Origin of the sequence: Methylocaldum sp., from assembly GCF_035627495.1 — a bacterium.
In the GTDB taxonomy this organism is placed as follows: Bacteria; Pseudomonadota; Gammaproteobacteria; order Methylococcales; family Methylococcaceae; genus Methylocaldum.
The window spans coordinates 1-24,473 of the sequence record NZ_DASPLO010000083.1 but is presented as its reverse complement, the minus strand read 5'-3'; the positions used below and the strand labels follow the sequence as shown (position 1 = coordinate 24,473).

The 24,473-nt window shown below is 59.0% G+C and carries 20 protein-coding genes; 2 read left to right on the top strand and 18 right to left on the bottom strand.

Annotated features, from left to right (window positions below):
• Positions 1–851 precede the first annotated feature (851 nt).
• From VEB01_RS07280 to VEB01_RS07200, 17 genes are all read right to left on the bottom strand, one after another.
• Positions 852–1,562, bottom strand: a complete 711-nt coding sequence (locus tag VEB01_RS07280) for a protocatechuate 3,4-dioxygenase (RefSeq protein WP_324874127.1) — start codon at positions 1,560–1,562, stop codon at positions 852–854.
• 132 nt (positions 1,563–1,694) lie between these two features.
• The gene (locus tag VEB01_RS07275) at positions 1,695–2,000 is read right to left on the bottom strand and encodes a cytochrome c (RefSeq protein ID WP_324874125.1); all 306 of its coding nucleotides are present in this window, start codon (positions 1,998–2,000) and stop codon (positions 1,695–1,697) included.
• Positions 1,997–3,211: a molybdopterin-dependent oxidoreductase gene (locus tag VEB01_RS07270; protein ID WP_324874123.1), complete on the bottom strand. Its 1,215-nt coding sequence runs from the start codon at positions 3,209–3,211 to the stop codon at positions 1,997–1,999. The genes VEB01_RS07275 and VEB01_RS07270 overlap by 4 nt, the downstream gene beginning before the upstream one ends.
• Before the next feature lie 261 nt (positions 3,212–3,472).
• Positions 3,473–4,294 (bottom strand): alpha/beta fold hydrolase, encoded by an 822-nt coding sequence (locus VEB01_RS07265; protein WP_324874122.1) that lies wholly within the window; start codon positions 4,292–4,294, stop codon positions 3,473–3,475.
• A gap of 60 nt (positions 4,295–4,354) precedes the next feature.
• The gene (locus VEB01_RS07260) at positions 4,355–5,137 is read right to left on the bottom strand and encodes a 3-hydroxybutyrate dehydrogenase (RefSeq protein ID WP_324874120.1); all 783 of its coding nucleotides are present in this window, start codon (positions 5,135–5,137) and stop codon (positions 4,355–4,357) included.
• 175 nt (positions 5,138–5,312) lie between these two features.
• Entirely contained in the window at positions 5,313–6,563 is a 1,251-nt protein-coding gene (locus tag VEB01_RS07255; protein ID WP_324874118.1) for an extracellular catalytic domain type 1 short-chain-length polyhydroxyalkanoate depolymerase, read from the bottom strand.
• Positions 6,564–6,667: 104 nt separating this feature from the next.
• Positions 6,668–7,057, bottom strand: coding sequence for a hypothetical protein (locus VEB01_RS07250; protein WP_324874116.1), 390 nt, complete (start codon positions 7,055–7,057; stop codon positions 6,668–6,670).
• 470 nt (positions 7,058–7,527) lie between these two features.
• Positions 7,528–7,998: a PepSY-like domain-containing protein gene (locus VEB01_RS07245; protein WP_324874114.1), complete on the bottom strand. Its 471-nt coding sequence runs from the start codon at positions 7,996–7,998 to the stop codon at positions 7,528–7,530.
• A gap of 266 nt (positions 7,999–8,264) precedes the next feature.
• Positions 8,265–9,380, bottom strand: a complete 1,116-nt coding sequence (locus tag VEB01_RS07240) for a class I SAM-dependent methyltransferase (protein ID WP_324874112.1) — start codon at positions 9,378–9,380, stop codon at positions 8,265–8,267.
• A gap of 31 nt (positions 9,381–9,411) precedes the next feature.
• A complete protein-coding gene (locus VEB01_RS07235; RefSeq protein ID WP_324874110.1) occupies positions 9,412–10,785 on the bottom strand; it encodes an FAD-dependent oxidoreductase in 1,374 nt (457 codons plus the stop codon).
• Positions 10,775–12,046, bottom strand: a complete 1,272-nt coding sequence (kynU, locus tag VEB01_RS07230; RefSeq protein ID WP_324874108.1) for a kynureninase — start codon at positions 12,044–12,046, stop codon at positions 10,775–10,777. Before kynU ends, VEB01_RS07235 begins: the two co-directional genes overlap by 11 nt.
• Positions 12,043–12,864 (bottom strand): cyclase family protein, encoded by an 822-nt coding sequence (locus VEB01_RS07225; RefSeq protein ID WP_324874106.1) that lies wholly within the window; start codon positions 12,862–12,864, stop codon positions 12,043–12,045. Before VEB01_RS07225 ends, kynU begins: the two co-directional genes overlap by 4 nt.
• Positions 12,865–13,239: 375 nt before the next feature.
• On the bottom strand, positions 13,240–14,262 hold the full coding sequence (locus VEB01_RS07220) for an amidohydrolase family protein (RefSeq protein WP_324874104.1): 1,023 nt from the start codon (positions 14,260–14,262) through the stop codon (positions 13,240–13,242).
• A gap of 443 nt (positions 14,263–14,705) precedes the next feature.
• A complete protein-coding gene (locus VEB01_RS07215; RefSeq protein ID WP_324874102.1) occupies positions 14,706–15,218 on the bottom strand; it encodes a 3-hydroxyanthranilate 3,4-dioxygenase in 513 nt (170 codons plus the stop codon).
• Between the two features lie 15 nt (positions 15,219–15,233).
• Positions 15,234–15,653, bottom strand: a complete 420-nt coding sequence (locus tag VEB01_RS07210) for a RidA family protein (protein ID WP_324874100.1) — start codon at positions 15,651–15,653, stop codon at positions 15,234–15,236.
• Positions 15,654–15,658: 5 nt separating this feature from the next.
• A complete protein-coding gene (locus tag VEB01_RS07205) occupies positions 15,659–17,107 on the bottom strand; it encodes an aldehyde dehydrogenase (RefSeq protein ID WP_324874098.1) in 1,449 nt (482 codons plus the stop codon).
• A gap of 1 nt (position 17,108) precedes the next feature.
• Positions 17,109–17,894 carry an SDR family oxidoreductase gene (locus VEB01_RS07200; RefSeq protein ID WP_324874096.1) on the bottom strand — a complete coding sequence of 262 codons (786 nt, stop codon included), beginning with the start codon at positions 17,892–17,894 and terminating at the stop codon, positions 17,109–17,111.
• 354 nt (positions 17,895–18,248) lie between these two features.
• Here VEB01_RS07200 and VEB01_RS07195 point away from each other — a divergent pair, with 354 nt between their 5' ends.
• A complete protein-coding gene (locus VEB01_RS07195) occupies positions 18,249–21,158 on the top strand; it encodes an FAD-binding and (Fe-S)-binding domain-containing protein (protein ID WP_324874095.1) in 2,910 nt (969 codons plus the stop codon).
• 277 nt (positions 21,159–21,435) lie between these two features.
• A complete protein-coding gene (locus VEB01_RS07190) occupies positions 21,436–21,726 on the top strand; it encodes a carbonic anhydrase (protein ID WP_324874094.1) in 291 nt (96 codons plus the stop codon).
• Between the two features lie 248 nt (positions 21,727–21,974).
• Here VEB01_RS07190 and VEB01_RS07185 read toward each other — a convergent pair.
• A partial coding sequence (locus VEB01_RS07185; RefSeq protein ID WP_324874092.1) for a hypothetical protein occupies positions 21,975–24,473 on the bottom strand: 2,499 nt, incomplete at its 5' end.

Below are 24,473 nucleotides of genomic sequence, written 5' to 3'. Positions count from 1 at the left end.
GCGGTCGTAGGCGACCCACAAGGCATCGCGACCGGGCGTCGAGTCATTGTGGAGCCAGGTCCCGACCCCTGGTTGGGTCGGGACCGGTCGAACGCAGGAAGGTCGCGATTAAAGCGACGTTTGCGATTGGGACGGCCGGGGCGCCGAAGGCAATACCCGTCGCCAATTTTTGGCTCCTTTTGGAGACTGGGATGTCCCAAAAGGTTTCGTAAAAAATGGCGACGCAATCGTCTACATCTTCCAACCGGAATGAACCAGCCTGTCCAGATCGAAATACCGGGTTGAGTCGGCTCGAAGCGGAAGGCGTTGCGCTCCTGCTGTTCCCACCTCTGCTGGCCTTGGCGTGTTAATCGGCGTGCCCGGCGTCTCTAGAGCATTTTCCGGTTTGGTGTAGCGCCTCCAGGCTGCAGTCGGTCGGGAATCCTTTTCCGACACGACCGATCTATCGGCACAGGATAGCCGACCTACGACTGCTCCGATCACGGATGGTAGGCCGGGATAAGCCTGTCCTGAGCCCCGTCGAAGGGGCGCCAGCCGTTCCCGGCGAACAGCGGGAATGCCGGAAACGCGAAGCCTGTCCTGAGCGAAGCCGAAGGGCTTATTCCGGCCTACATTCCTACCTTTTGGGTGTGTGAGCGGCATTCCAATCCACGCCGCTAAACCGTGATGAAAAACGCTCTAAAGCCACATCCCAACCGGTCCAGTGACCCGAAACCCTGGTCCTCGTGCCGTGTGGGGCGTGGGGGAGAGGGGGCTACGACGCTGAAGACAGATACTGTCGCGACAGTACTGACGGCGGCGATTCGGGCAGAACTCAGCCTACGAGTGCCGCAAGGACGACTTATCCGTGGCTAACGGCGACCGCCACCCCGGGGGCCTCGGTCTTCCGAAGGAGCCTCTGGGGTCTTTCCTATTACGATGTCGAAATGCGCTACCAGCCCCCCGAGTCGTGAATCGTTGGCCGGCGTGAAATCGACCAAAACCGATTCGCGCGCCGCCTGGTCGCGGATCTCTTGGAGAACGAAATCCCGTTCGTTCAACGGATGGCCTTTAACGTACAGCTGTGTGGTCAGCATCCGCTGCTCGCCTTGCTTGACGATGACGTGGATGTGCGGCGCGCGCTGGATTCCGGCGGCGTAAGGCACGGGTTTGATGGTGCGGAAGTAATAGTCGCCTGTCGAACCGGTCAGAAAGCGCCCGAAACCCTGAAAGTTCTCGTCGCGCTGCTGGCGATTGGGACTCTCGGTGTGCAGATAGATCCCATTGTGGTCCACCTGCCAGATTTCAACGACGGCATTGGGAATCGGCTCTCCCGTGGGGCCAAGAATCCGGCCCGTGAGATGCGTGATCTCGCCGACCGCGGGCGTGATGGAGTCGTTGACGATCAGAAGGTCGTTGTCGGTGTCCAGGGGAAGCCGGTTCGGGTAGAACGGTCCTTCAGTCTGCCGTGGCGTTCGGGTCAGTTGTTCGGCAAACGCGCCGCGCACGGTAAACATTCCAGCCACCAGGGCGAGGCCTTGCAGAAACCGCCGGCGACCTTGGGTTGGATGTTCGAATTTCATGAATCACCACCGCACGGAAGTTTGATCGTTGAATGATTTGGACCCGGTCTTCGACCGAGGGGTTCACTCGCCCACGGTACGCCAACGCACTTGCCTCACCGGATCCCAAGGCGATTCCGCGGACCTCTGCCGCTATTCGACGCCGTAATACTTCGTCAGGTAATCCAGAATCACCGGAATATCGTCCTGGCTGATCGGCGCTCCCATGACTTTCACCATTTTGTCGATCGTCGCCTGCCAGTCGGCCTTCTTCATGAAGGGGGAGTTCATCGGGATGTAGTCGATGCTGTGGCACATGACGCAATTGGCCATCACGGTCTCGCGTCCCGCGCCTTCCTTGAGTTTGATCTGTTCCTCGTCCGCTAAGGCTGTAGCGGAAAAGGCAGCGACCAGCGCCAGCAGCAGAGTGTTGAGCATCTTCATGGCATGGGCACTCATGCGACCTCCACGGTGATCCGTTGCACCACGTTGTTGCGGTAACCCGCAGGATTGAAGATGAATTCATAGGGCTGGGTGCTTCCCTGCCGGTTCGTCGCCTTTGTCATGAGCACATATTTGCCGCCCTGGTGCGGAGTCAAGGTGTGGCGCCAGGCACGGAACGAGAAACGGCCATAGTCCTTTTCAAGCTGCGCCTCCTGCCACGCCCTGCCACCGTCCACCGACACTTCGACCGTTCGAATTCCGTAGCCCCCGTCCCACGCAAGACCCTCGATCGTCGTCGGTTTGCCGGCACGCAAATGCTGCCCCTCCTCGACGTTGGTCATGAGGGAGTTGACCAGTATTTCGGTGATCGGCGTGTTGGCCTCCCCTTCTTGGGAAAGGAATCGGTCGATGAGGGGGAATTTGCCCTTCGGTATCCGGTAAGCCGTACTCATCCAGAATCCCTTTTCCGGTTTCGGCATCGCGCTGATGGAAATCAGCTGTTTCATCCAGTAGGTCCCCTCCCAACCGGGCACCACCAGGCGTACGGGAAAGCCGTTCCAATGGGGCAGGGCCTCACCGTTCATCTCGTAGGCGACCAGTGTGTTCTCGTCGAGGGCTTTCCACAGCGGAAGGCTCTTGATGAAATCGGGCGTCTTGTCGATGGCCCCGTAATCGGCTCCGTCAAAGACGATTTCCAGCGCATCCGCCTTGAGCCCCGCCCTGGCCAGCACGTCCTTGAGGCGAGCGCCTTTCCAGCGCGCATTGCCCATGGCCCCGGCCCTCCATTGAATGCCGGGCACATGCGGATCGGAAAAGCCGCGGCGATTTCCGGCACATTGGCACACGGCAAACAACTCGACCGGCTCGAAGCTCCGCTTGAGCTGGTCCAGATTTAGCTCGAAGGGATGCTCCACCGAATCGCCCCCCACCTTGAGTCGCCAGGTTTCAGCGACCACTTGCGGGATATTGGCGAGATGCCAGCGCACGAAGAACTGGTCATTCGGCGTGATGACATCGCTGAAAGCCCTGACCGGCGTCTCGAAGTTCGGTGGTCGGTAGGTACGCTTGATGAGGGGCTTCTTGCCGGACAATGCCGCGAGCACGGCACCCTCCGTCGCACCAATTGGCAACTCACCGGCACGCAATGATCGCGGCACCAACAAGCCTGGCCCGGTCACAGCGAAGCCGCCAACCACACCTTTCAGAAAGGTCCGCCTGTTCAACATCTTATCCTCCGGTTTTTGGGGTCAAAAACATCTTATTCCCCGGATTCGACTAGGGTCTGTCCGACCGATCGAACCTTGCGGATTCGGACAAGTCGATCGGATCATGAGCCGAGATGACTTAACCGAAACGCTGATGCGAGTCCTGCCAAAGCTTTTAAGGAGCGAGTGGCGGATGCCCAAAGCCTCCCCGGTATGGCTTTGGCCCGGCGTAGCAGGACCGAAATCACCAGGAAACGTACTCCGCGCCGATTTCCGGCAAAGCTATCCTTCGCAAGACTCGGGAAGGTTTCGGAGACGGGGCCGATGTTTTAATAGGAACTTCATTAGCACCTGATTGAAAGCGTCCGGACGCTCCAGAGGCAGCATGTGCCGGGCATCGCGGATGATCGAAAGTTCCGCCTGCGGCATTCTGGCCACATAGGCCGCCTTGACAGTTATTGGCGTGTAATCCTGATCCGAAGTGATCACGAGGGTCGGGCAGTGAATGGCGTCGAGATGATCCACTACGGTCCATCCGATCAAAGCCTGCAGAGCGTCAAGGTAAGCCCGTGGATCATTCTCGGCCCACCGATCTATGAATAGCCGTCGGAGTTCCGCCTGTTCCGGCTTGGGGAAGAGACGCTTGCCCAGGACCTTTCCCATTTTGCGCATCCCCAGCAGCCGGACGATGAGTTTCCTTTGGACGATCCGCAGTCGTGCTCTGAGCGTGCGGAGGATGAATTCCGGTCCGCTATTGACAATCACCAGGCTCTGCACGAGTTCCGGGGCGCTGACGGCGAGCTGAAAAGCGATCATGCCGCCCATGGAGAGGCCCACCACGTGAGTCGGGCCAAGGCTGAGCAAGCGGATCAGTTCCGCCGTGTCCGCCGCAAACCTAAGAATGCTGTAGGGGCCGGGCGGCTTGTCCGATCGGCCATGACCGCGGAGGTCGAACGCGACCACGTGAAACTGTCGAGAAAAGGAAGCGAGCTGAGCTTCCCAATCCCGGATGCTGGAGCCGAGGCCATGGATGAACAGCAAGGGCGGGCCGTGCCCCAGGCTCTCATAATGAAGCTCTGCATCACGTATTCGAAGTCTGGGCATGCTCATTCCTTATGCGGCGAGTTCGCTGAGGTTGGCCTTAAGCGGCTCGGCCGGAGCCGATTAGCGGGCGATCCAGCCTCCATCGACCGGAAAGGCCGCCCCCGTGGTCGTCTTGGCCGCATCGCTGCAAAGAAAGGCGGTCCAGGCGCCAATGTCCTCAGGCGTCGAAAATTCGAGCATCGGCTGTTTTTCGCGCAGGAGCGCCAGTGTGGCCTCTTCCCGCGAAGTCCCCTTCTGCCGGGCCAAGTCCTCAATCTGCTTTTCGACCAGCGGGGTCAGCACCCAACCCGGGCAAATCGCGTTGCAGGTAATGCCGGCGTTGACCGTCTCCAGAGCCACGACCTTGGTCAGGCCCAGAAGGCCATGCTTCGCCGCCACATAAGCGGCCTTGCCCTCACTGCCCACCAGCCCGTGAACGGAGGCAATGTTGACGATCCGCCCCCAGCCGCGCCGCTTCATGCCCGGCAGCGCGGCTTTGATGGTATGGAAAGCGGCCGAAAGGTTGAGGGCGAGCACGGCCTCCCACTGCGCATCCGGAAATTCCTCCAGCGGCGCCACATACTGAATACCGGCGTTGTTGACCAAAATGTCAAGGGCACCGAAATCCGCCTCCACCGCTTGGATCATGCCGCGGATGGCCGCCGGTTGTGAGAGGTCTGCCGGGTAATAAACGGTTTTCACCCCATGAGCGCGGCTCAAGTGCTGAACCAAGCGCTCGATCTCCTCGAGCTCCCCGAAGCCATTCAAACCGATAGGGCAGCCCTGCCGGGCGAGCTCGGTGGCAATGCCGAGACCGATGCCGCGGGTGGACCCGGTGACCAGGGCTATCCTCCCATAGAGCATGATTTATTCTCCGCCGTTCCTTGTGGACGCCTCATCCATGGACCTCATGGTCTTCGTTTAGGTTCCGGGAGACCTCGTGCTTACAAGACGAGCTCCTGATAGTGATGCGGTCTCCAGCCTAAAACTTCCCGGTGGGAAAGGAAAGCAAAAGGCTTTTCACCGGTTCGCCGAGCCGTTACGGCTTGCCCTGCGAGTGTTTCCGGAAAAACCGCAGCATCTCCTCCGAGGCGCTGGGTCCCTTGGGGTCGGTATACGAACCCTGGGGGCTTCCGCCCGACCAGCCGTGGCCTGCTCCATGGACCAGCCATTGCTCCATGACGATCTGGCCGCTCGCGTCGTGATAGATGGAGTGGGTGTAAGAATGCCCCTGGGGCACCTGCCCCCGGTTCGCCGTGACCCGCAGTTTTCTTCCCGCGCCTGAGTGGACCGTCGCCCATTGCGTCAGCACCCGATCCCCATTGCCGGGGTGAACCGTGGTGTCCCGGTCTCCATGGAAGACGATGGTGGGGACGATCCGGAGGGCTTTCAGCGCCGCCGGGAAACCGCTTTCCCGTTGCAGTAGGGCGGCTGTTTCCCCCTGCTGCATGGCCGCGAACGCGGAGGGCAGGTCATGGGCGGCGCCGTAGGGGAGTCCGGAATGGACGCCGATGGCGGCGTAGAGTTCAGGGTAGTTCACTCCCATGACCATGGCCATCGCCCCGCCGGCCGAGAGTCCCGCCACGTAGACCCGCCCGGCGTTGATGCCGTGGGTGCGCACGATTTGGCGGGTCATATCGGCAATGATGGACGGTTCGCCATGATCCCGGTGCTGGTCGCCGGCCTTGAACCAGTTCCAGCATCGGGACAAATTGGCCTCTGACGCTTGCTCGGGGTACAGCACGAAAAATTCTTCCCGTTCCGCCAGGACATTCATGCGGGTGCCCGCGGCGAAGTCGTCCGGGTCCTGGGTGCAGCCATGGAGCATGACGATCAGCGGCAGGGCTTGCCCGTGGTAACCGCTGGGAATATAGAGCTTGTAGGCGCGGGTTCCGGCCGGGTTGGTGAAGGAACCTGCCATGAACTGCCCTCCCGCCTGAATGTCCGGGTGTGTCCGGCTCGGCTTGGCCATCATGGGTCCGAGTCCGGTTCGAAGGGAACGAAACGCAGCGTCGAAGGCGGACGACGGCGCGGATGCGCTCGCCGTGTGCCGGCTTCCATGCGCCGATTCCCCGCTGTCCGGTGGCGGCGTGAGTTGGGGAATGTCGTCGATGACGCGGAACGAGCCGTCGATCGGTTCCTGACCGGAAGAGTCAGAGGTCTTCGAGGACGTGTCGGGCGCGAAACCGCCCCGGAGCGTGCGTCGGATTAGGGTGGCGGCTTCATCGAGCCGGCCCGAGCGGGTGAGCCGGGTGGCTTTCGCCATCGCTGCATGCAGTGCGTCGGTCATAATTCAGGGTCTCCTCTGGAGATTGCAACAGCGGTAATTTTTCGGCAGGAGAAGGGCATCCGGTCCATGCGTTGGTCTCCACCGGCGAGGCGGGAAAACAGGGGCTAGCGGATGCGGCCGGCCAAGGCCGATTTGACTTCCGCACTAGCCCGCAAGGCTCCCAATACCGTGATCGACTCGATGGTGTCCAGCGCCAGCTCGGGAGAGACATCATCGGCGATGATCACCAGGCCCAGCACCTGGATTTGCAGCGTCTGTCCGGCCGTCCGTACCGTTTCCAGATCACGGCGGGTGTACTCTTGCAGGCCGAGCACCAGGGTCTTGCGGGCCACCGTTTGTTTCACCGCCTCGGCGTGGGCGGCGAGTTGATTGCGGATCGCGGTGCGAATGAAATCCGTGCGGTTGGAATAAAAGCCTTCCTGCACCAGCAAATCGATCTGCCCGAGATCCACGAATCCCAGGTTGATTGTAATCTTCTCGGTCTCGCCTGCCATGTCTTCTCTTTGCCATCTAATGACCATCCAATTGGATGGTAGACTACTCCGAAGCTGAGCGCTGTCAAGAGGAAATGCAGCAGTTTTCGAGATGAAGGAGCGCACGACAAGGCTGCCGGAGCCAATAGATATCCAACGAAAGGCTGCTTTGGGTCCAGGCCGTGTGAAAACCGAAAATGACTCGCCAACCCGATCAGCGATGCCCTCGGCCGGCGTGATTCCGGACAACGATATTCATCGTCTTGTGCCACGTAGATGAAATCTTGCTTGCCGAACCGCCCATCGGCCTTGCTGCCGGAGGTCAGCGAGTTGTTTTACACGCTTTTCCGGTCGGAACCGGTTAAACATAGTCAGGGGTTAAATAGCCTGTCCTGCGGAAGGGGTCTTTCCGTCGATCACGCCAAAGCCATACCCTTGAAACGGGACACAATCGTGAAGCCATGGTTCGATATTGAACGATCGAGCGCCGTTTAGTCCTGTTCTTGCTTCAAAGGCTTTCCGGTGGGATCGAATTCCAATTCGATCTCTTGCTGTCCATCCTTGATCTCAACTTCATACCCGATGATGGTTTCACCGGACTTCGTTATTCTCTCGACCTCCTTGATGGTCGCCTGAGGACGTTCCTTCTTGACCGCCTGTGAAATGACCTCCGGCAAATCCTTGCGGTCGATTTCTTCATGCTGCTCGACCAAAGTGCCGTCGGCGCTATAGATGAACTCGCGTTCCTTTCCCTGGACTTTGTACTCGAGTTCATAAAAGGGCATGCCTCCCCGCGTCTTCTCCTCGTATTCCACAGCCTTCGCCTCTGGATGGACCCTCTCGAAGGCTTCCAATACGGCCTTGGGCACATCGTTCTTGTTCAGTTCTCGCTCTTCGGCAGCAGCTTCAGCAAGATAGAAACTGCTGATTACGAGAGCGCTCAGCAACGCTTTTCCGCTCATAGACCCTCCTTTCCAGGCTTAGCGACAGATACCCATTCTTGCCTCACTTTTGACTGTGTGCATCAGCAAAGTTTCTAGAGCATTTTCAAATCTGATGTATGGGGGGCGGTATACTCCCGGCACGCAAAGGAACTCGCCCGTGGGGCGAGACCCGCTCCAAATTGAAGTGCCGCCAACGGCGGCTTCCTTTTATTCATGGGCCGCCTAATCTCCGAGAGCGATAGCCCAAGTTAATGCGATAGAGCCCAACGGTAAAATGCGCAGAGTCAGGCGCCGGTCTTGGCAATGGTCATGTAGATATGGACGTAATCCATGCCATGACCCATGGGGTTCTCACGCACCAGCGCTTCATAGGCCTCGTAGTAGCGATCGATGATGCTTTGGCGCTCTTCGGGCAATCTCTCCGGCGAGAGCGCGGCAAGAAAAGTACTCTCGGTCCATGAGCGCAGCGTCGGGATGTACTCGCCAGCAAAGCGAGCGGCGTCCCCGTGCTCGCGGAACTCGGCGGCAAACGGACACGGCACGATCCGGGTTTCACTCTGCTCCAGGCGCAGACCCGCGCGATATACGGCACTCGCAGCGTCGGTCAGCGGGCGCGTAAACTCCTCTACGGTCTTGTAGTACTGCGGCAGAGTCATCCGCACATATTCCTCACGGCTGATAACACCTTCGGCAACAAAGCGCTGCCATAGCCCGTTGAAGGTGTCGAACATGTTGACGCCGCCCGTGTTGCCCAAATATCGGCCGGCGTCGTCCTTGACGAAATTGACCAGCACCAGCCGCCCGCCCGGAATCAGCTCGCGCGCCCGCTGCAGCAGAATGGTTTCCCAGTCACGCTGCGCTTGCTCGGCGAAGGCGGCCAATTCGGCCCCCGAGGCGCCCACCGCCTGAATATGGTCGGTGATGTCGCAAGGCTTGCGGCTGAGCCAATGCATCGCGGTCGCCGAGAACCCGAGGTCGAGCGTGCCGGCAGGGAGTATCTGCCGGTAGAAGGACGTGGCCGAAGCAAACACGTACACGTCCTCGGCCTTGCTGAGATAGCTCGGAAGCGGGGTCAGGCCCTGGACGATGCGGAACAGGCTGTTGTAATCGTTGCGGGGTTGATCGGTGTAGATTACGGAGATCGGCCGGCGCCGCCGCCAGCGGGTGCGCACCGCGCCGATTATCTGTCGCACCAGGTCGAGCGATGTGCCGCCGTCGGCGCAGCCCATGTCGGCGAAGGTGAAGGGAATCGAGGCGTCCCTGTCCGGCAGGCGGGAGATCGCACTGACAACAAGCGGTGTCGCGCCGTCGATCACGTCCTTGGCGCCCTTGGTGGCGGTCGAATAGTAGCCGCCGCCCCGCATGGCGACGTTTACAGCATGCGCGGTGTTCTCAGCCATTGCTCCACTCTTGATCTGTTGGATTAAAACGCTATCGGTGATTGTACTCGGTCAATGAGGCCAAGGGTTCCAAGCTTTCCAGGACGAGCCGGTCGGCGAGCCCGAGGTCCACGTCTTCGACCCGCTCTATGGATTCCGACAGCCGATCGATGATTCGGGCCTCGATGTCCCCCCTGTTTTTGGCGACCGCATAGGGAATGCGGTGAAACATGACCATGGCGTAGCGGGGGATGAATCGCCCGGGATGGCGCTCTTCGAGCAGCCATTCGATGTGCTTCCGCAAGTGGAACTTGGGGTCTCGGACGGAATCCCTCATTTCCACGTAGTTTTCCAGCGCCATGTCGGCGATGGCTTCGGCGTCGGGTTTTCTCCGGGTTTCGAATTCGAGGTAAAGGCTTTCCAGGTCCTTGTGTTCATCGAGCAACCGGTCGAGAACGACGCAATCCTCGAAGGCGCAGTTCATCCCTTGCCCATGAAACGGAACCACCGCGTGGGCGGCATCGCCCAGGAGCAGCGCCTGGTCGGCGACATGCCAGGGAAAGCAGCGGATCGTGCCCAAGGTCCCGGTGGGATGGTTCAGAAAATCGTGGACCGGGTTGGCCATCAAGGGCAGCACGTCGGGAAACTCGGTTTCGAGGAAACGCAGGATGGCGCGTTCGTCCGTGAGCGTCCGAAAACTCACGGAGCCCGAATGGGGCAGGAACAGCGTTGCGGTAAAGCTGCCGTCCCGGTTGGGCAGGGCGATCAGCATGAAGCCGCCGCGGGGCCAGATGTGCAGGGCATTCTTTTCCAGCCTGGGGGCGCCGTCGGGTCCCGGCGGAATGGCCAGCTCCTTGTAACCGTGCGGCAGATGCTCGTCGCGGCAGTCGATGCCTTTCTGTTCGATCATGGCATGGCGAATGGCGGAGCCCGCGCCGTCCGTGCCGATCACGGTAGCGAAGGGCAGGGCGCGCCGGTTGTCGTCGCTTTCGCGACGGAGCAGCAGGCGGCGGTTTTCGAAATCCACCCACTCGCAGCCTTCGCCGAAAAAAAACTTGGTCCCGGCGGCTTCGGCCGCATCGAGCAGAATCTTGTTGAGCACGGCCCTTTCCACCGAAAAATGGACAGCGGATTCGTCCCTGCCGTAGGGCTGATAGAGTAGATTTCCCGCCTGATCGTGGATCATGCGGCCGGGCATCGCGACCAGGTGTTTTTCGATCTCCCGGTACAGCCCGACTTCTTTCAGGGCATGGATGCCGCGGGTGGACAGCGACAGGTTGATCGACCGGCCCGCCGGAATCCGGTGTTTGCGCATGTCCGGCAGGCGCTCGAAGACCCGGACGGGAAACCGCCGGCGGGCCAGGAATACGGCGAGCAGACATCCGGCGAGCCCGCCGCCGACCAGCGTGATTTCTTTAGTCCGCATGTGCAATCACTCCCTCGAGCCGATCCACGAAATCGAAGATTTCGGCGTAGCGGTTGTAAAACGGGACCGGCGCCACGCGGATCACGTCGGGCTCCCGCCAGTCGCAAACGATCCCGGAGGCGAGCAAGCTTTCGAACACCCGCTTGCCGTCCTTCAGCCTGAGCGACAGCTGGCAACCCCGTTCGGCGGGCTCGGGCGGTGTGAGGATGGCGATTCTGTCGCCGCAGCGTTCCTTGAGCAGGTGCTCCAGGTAGCCGATTAAGCTTTCCGACTTCGTCCGCAGCGCCGCCATTCCGGCCTGATCGAACAGGTCCAGGGAGGAGAGCAGGGGGGCCAGGGAGAGGATGGGCGGATTGCTCAGTTGCCAGCCCTCGGCGCCGGGCAGCGGACTGAATCTCGGCGGCATGACGAACCGGGTGGATTTGTCGTGTCCCCACCAGCCGGCGAAGCGGGGAATATCGAAGCGTTCGGCGTGGCGCTCGTGGACGAAGCAGCCCGCGACGGCACCCGGTCCCGCATTCAGATATTTGTAGGAGCACCAGACCGCGAAATCCGCGTTCCAGTCGTGCAGTCTCAAGACTAGGTTGCCCGCGGCATGGGCCAGGTCGAATCCCACCACGCAGCCTTCCTTGTGTCCTGCCTCGGCGATCTCGTCCAGAGCGAAAGCTTGTCCCGTGTAGAACTGAACGCCTGGCCACAGGATCAGCGCGATGCCGTCCCCCTCGCGCTCGATGAGTTCCAACAGGTCCTCGGCGCGAAGGATGGCTTCGCCCGGGCGGGCGCTGGCTTCGATCAGCGACTCCTCGGGATCGAAGCCATGAAAGGTGATCTGGGATTCCATCGCGTAGCGGTCCGACGGAAAGGCGTGTTCCTCGATGAGGATCTTGTGGCGCTCCGGCGTCGGACGGTAAAAGCTCACCATCAGGAGATGCAGGTTGACCGTCAGAGAGTTCATCGCTGCCACTTCGACAGGAAGGGCGCCTACCAGGCGGGCTAATTTCTCGGTCGCGAACTCGTGGTACGGCAGCCACGGATGATCTCCCTCGAAATGTCCTCGCACCCCCATTTGCGCCCAGGCTTCAAGTACCTCCTGCACGTAGCTCTGCGCCGATTTCGGCTGAAGCCCCAGGGAATTGCCGCAAAAATAAATCTCTTCCGTTCCGTTTTCCCGCTTCGGAATGTGGAAGCGGTTTCGGTATGAACCGAGCACGTCCGTTCGGTCGAACGCTTCGGCGAAGGATTTATGCGCTTGGGAGTTCACAAAGCCTCCACGGGAAAGATCAGAGGCCGGCTGGGTACCGCATCGCCCATGAACGGAGCGATCTGAAGATTGAGCAGGTAATAACCGTCCCATGCCTCGTCGGGCGCGAAGATGAATTCGGTGATCGTCCGGAAAGGCGCTTTGCATCGGTTCAAATCATGGCTTCCGGGCGGCATCTCCCAAAAGAGCCGGTGATTCGAAAGCCTTCCCCCATCCTCCATGCGGTCGACGGACGGCATATCCACCAAAAGGTGCTTTACGCCGCGGCGGACGATTTCCTCCATCGCCTCATTGGAAAAATAAGGCGCCGTGACGTACCGCTGTGTTCTCTTGGCCGGTAGATTGGGAAGCGTGCGGATGACGAGAGCTCGTTGAAAATCCTCATCGTCCAGCGTTTTTAGCCTTTCGATGAGAGTCCTCCGGGTAATGAGAGCGTCATCTTTCTCTTTGCCGGGGATATAGCTTTCCGAGCAATCCACGCCTTGTTCCGGTTCGACGGAAACCAGGACGGCCGGAATCCAGGCGTCCTTCAGAATTTCGGTAACCGACAGGTCCTGATCCACGATATGGCCCACGCATTCGGTATGGGTTCCGTGGCAATGGGGAATGAATTGGCATACCCTCACATTGCAGCTGCCGTCACGGCGGGTGTCCCCGACGAACCACGCGTTCTCCACCGTCTGCACGCTGGCGGGCGGTACCCCGAAGGCGCTGAGCCCTTCGGCGTCAAAATCGATGGGAATGGACAGGTCGAAGTGCTTCGCCGAGTCGCTGCGGAAGATCCGTCTTCTTCCGATATGAACGTTTATAGCGGCCATCTGGGGTATCGAGGTGATTAATACCATTAAAAAGTAAGCCCTATACTCCGTCTCCCTTTGGGGAGAGCGGAGCGAGGGGGGCGAAGCCGTTGGGGTGAGGGAGATTTAAATGGGATTTCTTCATTATTTTCGGTCCTATCGTCTCGGCGACAGGCTGTTTGTAAGGAAGAAATCCTTGCTTTTATCTCCTCACCCTACCTTCTCCAATCGCAAACGGGCCTTCAGTCGGCCCCTTCCAATCGCAAACAGTCGCTTTAGTCGCGACTCTTCCAATCGCAAACGGCATCTCCGGGAGCGCCGGAGCCGCCCTTCCAATCGCAAACGGTCGCTTTAGTCGCGACCCCTTCCCGGAAGGAGAGGGAACAGAATGTAGTTTTACTTTCCAGGCCATATAAAGTCTTCTGGTTTCAGGCCGAGCCACTCCAGGGCGGTCCCGTGAAATAATCGCTCTTTGGTGGGTTGCGGCAGATTCATCTCGTCGATCATCTTGCCGGGCCGGAGCTCTCCCAGCGGGAACGGATAGTCCGAGCCGAGGGCGATAGACTTCTCGCCCAAAAGATCGATCAGGCAATTCAGAAGGCGTGGATCGTTAACGCACGAATCCACATAAAAGCGCCCCAGGTATTCGCTCGGCCCTAGGCGATTGTCCACGGCGCAAAGATCGGGACGCACCTCGAACCCGTGCTGAATGCGGCCGAGAGTCCCCGGAAACGCGCCGCCGCCGTGGGCGAACGCCACCCGAAGGCGGGGAAACCTCTCGAAGACACCGCCGAAGATCATTGAGCAGATGGCCAGGGAGGTTTCCGCGGGCATGCCGACCAGCCAGCTCAGCCAGTACTTCTTCATGCGCTCGTTGGCGAGGATATCCCAAGGGTGCACGAAGAGAGCCGCCCCCAGGTCCTCGGCGGCCTCATAGACGGGGAACAACAGGTCCTCGTTCAGATTGAAGCCGTTGACGTGGGTGCCGATTTCGATGCCGGCCAGTTTCAGATCCCGAACGCAGCGTTCCAGCTCCCGGACGGCGAGATCCGGCGCTTGCATGGGCAGGGTGCCCAGCCCGACGAAGCGTTTGGGGAATTCGGCGACGACGCCGGCGATGTGGTCGTTCAGCAGTTTCGAGAGATCGAGGGTATCCGCCGGTTTCGCCCAATAGGAAAACATGACCGGTACGGTCGAAAGCACCTGAACCTGCACGCCGAACTCATCGCAGTCCCGCAACCGGGTCCTTGCGTCCCAGCAATTGCTTTTGATCTCCCGGAAGCATTCGTCATCCCTGAGCATCCGCGCACAGCCCGGCCGGTAATGGTCGAGCTGAACGAATCCGCCGTAGCCATACCGATCGCGAAGATTGGGCCAGCTCTTCGGCAGGATATGAGTATGGATGTCGATCTTGAGCATGTTTATTTTCCGAGCGCCGAATAATGAGCCTTTTTCAAACTCTTTCCCTTTTGAGAACCACCGATCTTGCTCCCTCTCCCTCCGGGCAGAGGTATCTACATAAGTCGATCAAAATAAGGAATCGCTGCGCGATGACTTTATTTGAGTGTGGGTTCTCGGACCCACGGCCGAGCTACTTTCTTTTGCGCCGCCAAAAGAAAGTAGCCAAAGAAAAGGCGGCCCGGTTGCCGCTTGATCCTTGCGCTCCTCGCTTTCGGCCGGGGTCGCCAGAAGGAGCATCCATGCTCCTCTGGCGACCCCGGCCGAAAGCTCCGGTGCTCGGCGCGGCAAACGGGATTTAATACAACCCGGAAACGGTATTTCCGGGTTCGAAAACTTGTGTAGATACCCATAGCCTCCGAGAGAGGGAATTAAAGCCGTTACTATGGATGCAGCGAATGTACTTAGGGAGCCTCCATCACCGTTCCGCACTTATCGCAGGTCCGGTTTTCCACGTTGGAATAGAAGCGCTCGAAAACCGGTGGGAAGTCCTTCTCGATGTTTTCGAGGTGGAAATACTCCTCGTAGAGTAGATTCGAGCAGTTATCGCAGTACCACAGGAGACCGTCCTTTTCCGTAGGCCTTCGCTTCCGCTCGATGACCAGCCCCACTGTGTCGGCGAAGCGCTGGGGTGAATGGGGAATGCGCGGCGGCAGCAGAAAGATATCGCCTTCCCGGATGTGGATGTCCTTGGGTTTTCCGTCCTCCATGATTTTGAGGATCATGTCGCCTTCGAGCTGGTAGAAAAACTCCTCGCCTTCGTCGTAGTGATAATCCTTGCGGCGGTTGGGGCCGCCCACCACCATGACGATGAATTCCGCGTCCTCGAACACCAGTTTGTTGCAGACCGGTGGCTTGAGCAGAGGGCGGTGTTCGTCGATCCACTCACGGAAGTTGAAAGGCTTGAGTTCTCTCACGGCAATTCTCCATTCTCATTCTATGGTCGCGATGCACTTCAACTCGATGGCGATGGGGGTCGGCAGCCTCGAGACCTCGACGGTCGTCCGGCAGGGCTGATTGGTCCTGAAATATTCGGCATAGAGCCGGTTATAGACGGGAAAATCCTTTTCCATATCGGTCAGGAAAACGGTAACGTCCACCAGCTTGTCCCAATGAGAGCCCGCCTCTTCCAGGATCGTGCGGACGTTTTCGAAGACCGAGCGGCACTGCGCTTCGATATCGTAGGCAACGATTTTCCCGTCTTGGTCCAGTTGAACACCCGGAATTGCCTTGGTGCCGCGCTTTCTCGGCCCAACTCCAGAAAGGAACAAGAGATTTCCCACCCGCCTGGCATGGGGATAAAGGCCCACGGGTTCCGGTGCTTTCTCCGAGTCGATACGCTGACTCGTCATGCGAGCTATCCTCCGAGATAAACGCAGACGTTCTTGGGTTCGGTGAAAAACTTGAGTGCCTCGAGGCCGCCTTCCCGGCCCACGCCCGATTGCTTCATGCCGCCGAAAGGCGTTCGGAGGTCCCGGAGCAGCCAACAGTTGATCCAGATCACCCCTGAATGGATCCGGTTCGCCAGGTGATGGCAGCGGTTGACGTTTTCGCTCCAGACCGTGGCGGAGAGCCCGTACATGGTGCTGTTGGCGTATTCGACCGCTTCGTCTTCGCCATCGAAGGGCATCAGGGTGACCACGGGGCCGAAGATTTCCTCCTGATTGACCCGGCAGTCCGGCGAAAGCCCTTCGATGATCGTCGGCTCGACGAAGAAGCCATTCTCGCAACGGCCCTGCAGATGCACCTGCTTGCCTCCCGTCAGAATCCGCCCGCCTTCCGTCTGAGCCAGATCGATGTAGGACAGCACCTTGCGGAGGTGGTTTTCGGAAATGAGCGCGCCGACATCGCTGTCTCCGCTCAAGGGATCGGCCACGCGCAGCGCCTGGGTTCTTCGCAGAAGTTCGTCCCGGAATGTTTCGTAGATCGGCCGTTCGACGAAAATCCGCGATCCCGACAGACAGATCTCGCCCTGATTGAAAAAAGATGAGCGGACCGTGGTGCTCACGGCGCGTTCGAAATCGCAATCGGCAAAGATGATGTTCGGATTCTTGCCGCCCAGTTCCAGAGAGAGCTTTTTGAACTTAGGAGCCGCGGTTTGGGCGATCCGGGCTCCGGTTTGGGTACCGCCGGTGAAGGAGATGGCTTCGATGTGCGGATGCTCGACCAGGCTTTGGCCGACCTTGGCGCCGGTGCCGTGGACGATGTTCAGAACCCCCGGCGGAAGCCCCGCTTCCCGGCAGATTTCCGAGAGGTGAAAAGCCGTCATCGGCGTCAGCTCGGAGGGCTTGGCTACGACCGTGTTTCCCGCCGCCAGCGCGGGCGCCACTTTCCAGGTAAAGAGATAAAGCGGGAGGTTCCAGGGCGAGATGCAGCCCACGACCCCGAGCGGCGCGCGGAGGGTGTAATTCAGCGCCTGATTTCCCATGGCATGGGATTCGGAAAAGAAATGCTGAATGGCGGAACTGAAAAACTGGAAATTGGCGGCGGCCCGAGGGATATCGACCTGGCGCGCTGCGCTCAAGGGCTTTCCGGCATCGACCGATTCGGCGCGGGCGAGCGCTTCCGTCTTGGCTTCGATGAGATCCGCGATCCGGCGCAGCAGCCTCGACCGCTCTTCCAGCGGCGCGTCCGCCCAGGTGGGAAACGCTTTCTTCGCGGCGGCTACGGCTAGGTCGATATCGGCGGCATCAGAATCCGGCACTTCCGAGTAACAGAGGCCGGTGGCCGGCTCGATGTTTTCGAGATAGCGGCCGGAGACAGGTGGAACGAGTTCGCCGGCGATGTAATTCGCGATCTGTTGCATGTTACAAGCTCATCGTACGTCCCCCATCGACGGGCAGGTTGATCCCGGTAATATAGGAAGCCAAGTCGGATGCGAGAAAGCCCGCCGCATAGGCGATTTCTTGGGGCTTTCCGAAACGCCCCAGCGGAATCGAGCGTTTAGTTTGTTCGACCACGTCCTCGATGGGTTTGTTCGAATTCAGCGCTTTGGCTTCCATAATCGACCGGAGCCTCGCCGTCTCGGTCGCTCCCGGAAGGATGTTGTTCACGGTGATGCCGAAGGGCGCGAGCTCTCCCGCCAAGGTTTTGGCCCAGTTGGCCATGGCGCCGCGCACCGTGTTGGAGACGCCGAGTCCCGGAATCGGCTGCTTGACCGAGGTCGAAACGATATTGATGATCCGGCCGAATTTTTCGCTCTTCATGCCGGGGAGGACAGCTTGGACGAGGATATGGCTGCAGATGAGATGCCGGGTGAAGGCCTCGGTGAATTCCTCGATCTTGGCCTCGTACAGAAGCCCGCCCGGTGGGCCGCCGGTGTTGTTGACCAGGATGTGAACCGGGAGCAGCTCCGGCAGGCGTTGTTCCAAAATCTGCTTCAAGCGATCGGGATAGCCAAAATCGGCCACCATATAGGTGTGTTTTTGCTGATGCGCGGTGCTGAGCTCGCCACATGCGATCTTCAACGCCGGCTCATTGCGGGCGAGGAGAATGACTTCGGCACCCTGATCCGCAAAATGCGTGGCGATGGCCCTGCCAATTCCCTGACTGCTGCCGCACACCAGAGCCCGTTTTCCTTCCAGCAACCGCATCGTGCTCGCTCCGCCGGTTTTCTACAAACCTTACACGGAATACTTAGTATGCGCCATACGCTCGTTCGCTCGACTCTTTCCTTCCCATGGTAGGGTGGGTTAGACGCGCATACCCAAAGGCCTACAAATTTCCCGCGGCCGTCGTGCGCGTCGTAACCCACCAGGGCGGCATTCCCCTTTCCGGTGGGTTACGGTGCGCATCCAAGCCAGCGGAAAACGGAAAGGCACTCCTCATGCGCACCTAACCCACCCTACGAAATCCCGGCTTCCGTAACCGACCGAGCAGTAGCTTCTTGGACACCCTCTAACCTACAGGCCCATTCCTGGTCTAACCAGTCAACGAGTTCATCCGTCATGACATCCGAACCGTCTTCAAAACTCTTGACTCTGAGCCGGGTGCTCGAAGGAGAGCTATTGACCGATCGGCTCTCGCGCCTGCTCTATGCCACGGACGCCTCGCCCCACCAGAAGATGCCTCTGGCCGTGGCGCGGCCGCGGCACCGGGACGATTGTGCGGCGCTGATGACATTCGCTGCCCGCGAACGGCTCCCGCTGATTCCTCGCGCGGCCGGGACCAGCCTGGCCGGGCAGTGCGTCGGTGATGGCCTGGTGATCGATTTCACCCGACATATGAACCGGATCCTCTCGATCGACTCCGAACGGCGCCGAGTACGCGTTCAGCCGGGCGTGATACGCGACGATCTCAACGATGCGCTGCGCCCGCTCGGGCTGATGTTCGCCCCCGATCCTTCCACCTCCAACCGCTGCACGATCGGTGGCATGTTCGGCAATAACGCCTGGGGCAGCCATGCCTTGCGCTACGGCACGACTCGGGATCACGTGTTGTCCGTTGAAGTCATTCTGAGTGGCGGCAGCGTGGCCCGGTTCGAATCCGTTACCGACGAACAGCTTCGGAAAAAACTGGCGCTCGACAATCTGGAAGGACGGATTTACCGCGCCGTGTTTCAGGCGATCGACCGTCACCGGACGCTGATTCTTGAGCGCTTTCCCTGTCCCGACGGCATTCCGCGCAATGCCGGCTATCCCTTGGACGTGCTGGCGCACGGGCAGCCTTGGGAGCCTCGGGGTCCACCTTTCAATCTGACCCGATTGCTCTGCGGCAGCGAGGGGACCTTGGTCCTGGTCAGCGAAATCGAAATCAAGCTCGTGCCGCTGCCCACCAAGCGCCGCTTGGTTTGCGTCGAGTTCGACAGCTTGCCGCAAGCGCTTTCGGCGGTTGCCGTGGTGCTGGGCCATAAGCCCTCGGCGGTGGAATTGGTGGACCGTCATATCCTGACGCTCACCAAGACCAATCTCGAGCAGCAACGCAACCGGTTCTGGATCGAAGGCGATCCCGCCGCCGTGCTGCTGGTCGATTTCGTGGACGAAACCGGCGATGGGGTCGACGCCGCGGTCGAGAGTCTGATGACCGAATTGCATACGCGGAACCTGGGCTATGCCCGGAAAGTACTCGATTCCCCGTTCCGAGAGCGGGCGCTGGCTCTGCGCGCAGCGGGATTGGGCCTGCTCATGGGCATACCGGGTTCGGTAAAAGCCGTCACCGGCATCGAAGACACGGCGGTGGCGGTCGCCGATCTGCCCGCTTATGCCGAGGCGGTGCTCTCGATCATGGCCAGTCATAGCACCGATTGCATCGTCTTCGGTCCGGCCGGATGGGGCGTGCTGCACCTCCGTCCCTTGCTCGATCTGGGCAGTCCGGATGGTCGGCGTCTTTACGAGCGTATCCTCGAAGAAGTGTTCGAACGGGTGATCCGCTTCGGCGGCACGATCAGCGCCAAGCATGGCGACGGCCGCCTGAGAGCGCCCTATTTAGCGGGCATGTTGGGCGACGAGTTGTATGAACTCTTACACGGGATCAAAGCCGCCTTCGATCCACAAGACCTTTTGAATCCGCACAAGATCTTCGATCCCCCGCCTTTGCTTTCGGATTTGAGAGCGCATGAGAACGGGAAACCAGTTACCACCTACTTCGATTGGAGCCGCGAAGCCGGCTTGAAGATCGCCGCGTCGAGGTGCAACGGCGCCGGGGCATGCCTGAAGAGCGCCGGGCGCGGGACGATGTGCCCCTCCTATATGGCGACACGGGAGGAAAAACACGGCACCCGCGGCCGAGCCAATATCTTCCGGCAGGTCATGGACAGTCCCGAGCCTTGGACGGCGACAAACCGCGAACTTCTGCGGGAAGTCCTCGACCTTTGCCTCGCCTGCAAGGGCTGCAAGTCGGAGTGTCCGGCCAACGTGGATATGGCCCGCATGAAAGCGGAATTCCTGCAGCAGCATTACGACCGATCCGGCGTGCCGTGGCGGTCGCGGATCGTGGGGAACTTCGATCGGCTCAGTCGGATCGCCGGCTTTACGCCCGCTCTGTCCAACGCCGTGCTGGCGCGGCCGTGGGTCAAATCCCGGCTGGGCTTTCATCCGGAGCGTCCTTTGCCGCCGCTCGCCGACGAACGTTTCAGCCGATGGCTGAAGCGGCGGCGTGCGACCGAATCCGCCGGCCGGCGGGGAAACGTCCTGCTGTTCAACGATCCCTTCACCGAATACTACGAGCCGCGATTGGCTATCGCGGCCTTCGAGGTTTTGGAACGGCTCGGGTTTCGCATGGCGGCAACGCCCTGTCTCGAATCCGGGCGGATACAGATCAGCCAGGGTCTCTTGCGCGCCGCGCGGAAACGGCTGAGCCGGGCCGTCGAGCGACTGTATCCGTGGGCGGTGACGGGCCGCTGGATCATCGGCCTCGAGCCTTCGGAAATCCTGACCTTTCGTGACGAAGCGGCGGATTTGCTGCAGGGCGAGGAGCTCAGGAAAAAGGCGCGCGTCGTGGCGGATTGCACCCTGACCTTCGAGGAATTCATCGATCGGGAGATCGGGCGGCTTAACGAAAATCCGTTCGGCGATGCGCTGACGGGCAAGACCCTGCTGGTGCACGGTCATTGCCACCAGAAGGCGCTGCTCGGAATGCAGCCGCTCGTAAAGGCGCTGTCCTTGATTCCCGGCGTCGAAGTTCGGCCCATTCCCTCCGGCTGCTGCGGCATGGCGGGCGTTTTCGGCTACGAACAGGAGCACTACGCCGTCTCGCTGGACATTGCCGAGCTGGTACTGTTTCCTGCCATCCGCGAGGCTGGAACCGATACGCTGATCGTGGCTCCCGGCACCAGCTGCCGCCGCCAAATCACCGACGGGCTCGGGGTGCGGGCCTATCATCCTGTTGAGGTGATGCATATGGCGATGGGATTGCCATGAAAATACAAGTTTGTGGGAGTGGCTCCCTCGACTGAGCTCAGCATGTAGGACGTGCTTCATTCATGGTGCTGAAATTTGCTTTGTCCAGAGCTTCCCTAAGCAGTCGCAGCGTTCTCTGATACTGCTTCCAGGGGCGACTGCTGAACCAAAAAGCCCGGCATGGTCAAAGAGATCAAACGACCGAATTTGTATCCGTGATTTCGGCAGGGCGGTATCACTCCCTCTGAGCTGAATAAAACCTCCCTGCGCCTGTGCCCATGGCGAGGAAGGTAATCCCATGAAAGAACTGGTGGAAGGTTTTCACAGGTTTCAGCAGAGCCTCTCGAAGTCAGAAAGAGAGTCATTCAAAAAGCTGGCGGGCGGGCAGAATCCACTCGCTCTTTTCATTACCTGCTCAGATTCGCGTATCGACCCGAACTGGATCACACAGTCGAAACCGGGCGACCTGTTCATCCTGCGGAATGCGGGGAATATCATTCCTCCTTATGGGGCTAGCGGGGGAGGGGAGGCGGCCACCATCGAGTACGCCGTCGCTAATCTGGTGAACGGGAGTGAGATAAATGATTAGGAAATGATGAGATAAATACTGGAAGACACTGGAAGAAGAAGGACAAAAACGGAAGGTCGATAAAAATATATTTTACAGTGTGAAAATGAAAACAGCGGCCTTGGATGAGAAGAAAATTACCACAAATAATTTTTGTAGAAGTGACAATCCGACCGGACAAACCTTGTCAAATTTGAACTACAGCCCCAGACCCTAAACCGCTGTTCACAGGTGAGTAGAACTGACGCCTAGATCGCATACACCTGGCACTACGTAGCGACTTGCTTGAACTTAACCTTGTGGCGGGCTGTCCGTTTCTTCCACTTCGTTTTGAGCCACGTCCCATAAGAGGGCATATTCAGGTACAACTGCTGCGTCAGGTCGGCCAGCACGCGCAAGTTGTCCGCTCTGATCCATCCAGGTTCGATGAGCTGAGCGTGCCGGCCCCCGATTTTTTTCCAGGTCTCTTCGAGAGAGAAAGGGACAAATAACTCCGTACCCGTCAGGACAATCACTGGCGCTCGCGTCTGTCTTCTCTCTCTGACATATTCGCGTCCCCATTCCGCCAGCTTGGCGATACGGCTAACTTCGTCCGGCGAAAGCTCATCTGCCCGCTTCATGGTCGAGAAAACAATAACGGCGCCAGGGAAGCGGACGGCCAATGTCTTCATTCTCTCGACATCGTCCGCTAGAAAGGCATCCCTACCGAAGCTCTTTGCTTCGCCGAAGATGATCTCGGTGCGATAGTCGTTGCCAAGGAATTCCTTTCGTTGATACCAAAGGATGAAGTCTGATTCCACCTTGTTCTCGGGACCCAGTTCGAGTTCCTGACCGCCCGACCATGTCACAGCGGCCCGACCAGGCTCGCCTGCGATCTCCGAGAAGAATCGAATCGACAGCGAAGCCGCATAGCCACCTTTGGCATAGTCGGGCAGTGCAAACGGGCCAATTAGCCTATAGGCCCATCTTGAGTTGCAGCTGTTGCTAGGATCAATAATTGGAAATCCGAATTGTCGCAAGCACAGACTGCAGTTCATCTGGTAATCCAATTGCCGGAGCGAGTACCAGCTCCAACTCGAACATTTTGTGCACTTCAACTCCAGACCTAACTCGACAGCATTCCGCTCGACAAGCGTCTCGAAGTTTCCTCCTCTCCAGGTGTCATTCTTGATGGCGTTGTTGATTCGGTTCTTGAATTCGTGATGATGGGCGCTTCGAGACATGGGTCTGCGCGAAATCTCATTCAACAGCTTGACGATGCCTGCGTGCGCAAAGCTGGTTACGCCCCAGAACCCGCCCATCGTCTGGATAATCTGCTGCGTGGCTCGGCCTGCATCTGACAGCACTGCCTTGATGCCATATGTCTTGAGCCACTTGTTGATGGCTGTAGTACCGTCCGGTATTTCCCATCGTTCGGGGATACTCCTGTACTGTGGGAAAATCACGAAGCCTTCGGTCGTTGGCAGGAGGGTGTCACGGATCAGACTGAATTTGGGATATGTGGGGTTTTTGTAGTCGCACGGAAAGACTGTCGCGATCTGGTCCTTGTGAGTCCAGTCATGTAGTCTCACGACATTGGCCCATCTGTTCTTGTTGCCGTATTCGTCCGCAAACTCGGGATGCAAGCAGTCAAAGCGGATCTCCGGCTTCTCGGTAATGAACGGTATATCGAATGTCTTTTCTGCCGCGGACAGTGTCGGCCGACCCTCTCGGATCGCGAAACCTGGCGAGGGACGCCAGATCGACGGATACGAGGTCTGCAGGACGTTGGCATCAGCCACATTTACGCGGAAGTAATCCCTGTGAATACGTTCGATGTCGTGCGTAGGGATAGACCTGGCAAACATTACTGTGGCATGAATCATGACTCCGTTCGGATTGCCGGGCAAAGGTCTGTGGTTCTCGACAATGAACTCCTTGCAGTACTCAGAGAGGTCTTCAAGCCATTGCACCGGAACCGGAACGACCTGTCGCCTGATGGCCCGGAGATTCCAGTAATCTATGAGGTCTCTGGATTCGAGTGCGTCTAGGACGAAGAGTGCGGGATCCCGATGATGGTCGTGATAATCAACTTCGATCTTCGAGTGCCCCAAACGCAAGGCCGATGTGAACCCTGATCTATACAGCTCGGCAAGCGATGCGCCATTGAGCGAGACCTCCTTCGGCCCGAAGGCGTCTTTGAAAGCTTGGCCCAGATATTTCAGATCCGGCTCAGGGGGAAACGCACCAAAGACGCATGCGCTGAACTTGCTGAAAGGCTGTTTTTTAGCGGTGACATCGATAATGTTATGCTCGTGTCGACGGGCGAACTGAAATTCCTTGCGATAAAGATCACGATAGAGCTCGAATACATTCAGGCCATGTCCGCTCCAGTCCTGATCGTCTTCTCGTGTCAATATGCTCGAAAGCTGGAATATCCGATCCTGATCAAATCCAAGTCCTTCAGCCAATCCCGCTTCAGCTTCGACGATGAAATCGGGTTCAAAGAAATCGAGATATCTGTTGATGATCTGGGCCGCCGTTTCAAACCGAAGGTTGTCACGGTCCCACCACTTAGGAATCTGCCTGAAATAAGGAATAACCGGATTGTACTTTCCTCCCCACAGACATGTATTGATCCGGAATATCGAGTTATGCTCGAAAGTTGTGGATGAGGGGCTGAGGTAGGCGGCGTATTCTGGATGGTCTTCGAGGTCATCCATTCCTGTTGAGAGGAGCGAATACGCCATGAGTGAAGATAAGGTCATTCGGTTGAAGAGTCCAGGGAC

Excerpts from the sequence above, each read along its gene's own strand:
- VEB01_RS07280 (WP_324874127.1), bottom strand. The coding sequence starts at position 1,562 with ATGAAATTCGAACATCCAACCCAAGGTCGCCGGCGGTTTCTGCAAGGC.
- VEB01_RS07275 (WP_324874125.1), bottom strand. The coding sequence starts at position 2,000 with ATGAGTGCCCATGCCATGAAGATGCTCAACACTCTGCTGCTGGCGCTG.
- VEB01_RS07270 (WP_324874123.1), bottom strand. The coding sequence starts at position 3,211 with ATGTTGAACAGGCGGACCTTTCTGAAAGGTGTGGTTGGCGGCTTCGCT.
- VEB01_RS07265 (WP_324874122.1), bottom strand. The coding sequence starts at position 4,294 with ATGCCCAGACTTCGAATACGTGATGCAGAGCTTCATTATGAGAGCCTG.
- VEB01_RS07260 (WP_324874120.1), bottom strand. The coding sequence starts at position 5,137 with ATGCTCTATGGGAGGATAGCCCTGGTCACCGGGTCCACCCGCGGCATC.
- VEB01_RS07255 (WP_324874118.1), bottom strand. The coding sequence starts at position 6,563 with ATGACCGACGCACTGCATGCAGCGATGGCGAAAGCCACCCGGCTCACC.
- VEB01_RS07250 (WP_324874116.1), bottom strand. The coding sequence starts at position 7,057 with ATGGCAGGCGAGACCGAGAAGATTACAATCAACCTGGGATTCGTGGAT.
- VEB01_RS07245 (WP_324874114.1), bottom strand. The coding sequence starts at position 7,998 with ATGAGCGGAAAAGCGTTGCTGAGCGCTCTCGTAATCAGCAGTTTCTAT.
- VEB01_RS07240 (WP_324874112.1), bottom strand. The coding sequence starts at position 9,380 with ATGGCTGAGAACACCGCGCATGCTGTAAACGTCGCCATGCGGGGCGGC.
- VEB01_RS07235 (WP_324874110.1), bottom strand. The coding sequence starts at position 10,785 with ATGCGGACTAAAGAAATCACGCTGGTCGGCGGCGGGCTCGCCGGATGT.
- VEB01_RS07225 (WP_324874106.1), bottom strand. The coding sequence starts at position 12,864 with ATGGCCGCTATAAACGTTCATATCGGAAGAAGACGGATCTTCCGCAGC.
- VEB01_RS07220 (WP_324874104.1), bottom strand. The coding sequence starts at position 14,262 with ATGCTCAAGATCGACATCCATACTCATATCCTGCCGAAGAGCTGGCCC.
- VEB01_RS07210 (WP_324874100.1), bottom strand. The coding sequence starts at position 15,653 with ATGACGAGTCAGCGTATCGACTCGGAGAAAGCACCGGAACCCGTGGGC.
- VEB01_RS07205 (WP_324874098.1), bottom strand. The coding sequence starts at position 17,107 with ATGCAACAGATCGCGAATTACATCGCCGGCGAACTCGTTCCACCTGTC.
- VEB01_RS07200 (WP_324874096.1), bottom strand. The coding sequence starts at position 17,894 with ATGCGGTTGCTGGAAGGAAAACGGGCTCTGGTGTGCGGCAGCAGTCAG.
- VEB01_RS07195 (WP_324874095.1), top strand. The coding sequence starts at position 18,249 with ATGACATCCGAACCGTCTTCAAAACTCTTGACTCTGAGCCGGGTGCTC.
- VEB01_RS07190 (WP_324874094.1), top strand. The coding sequence starts at position 21,436 with ATGAAAGAACTGGTGGAAGGTTTTCACAGGTTTCAGCAGAGCCTCTCG.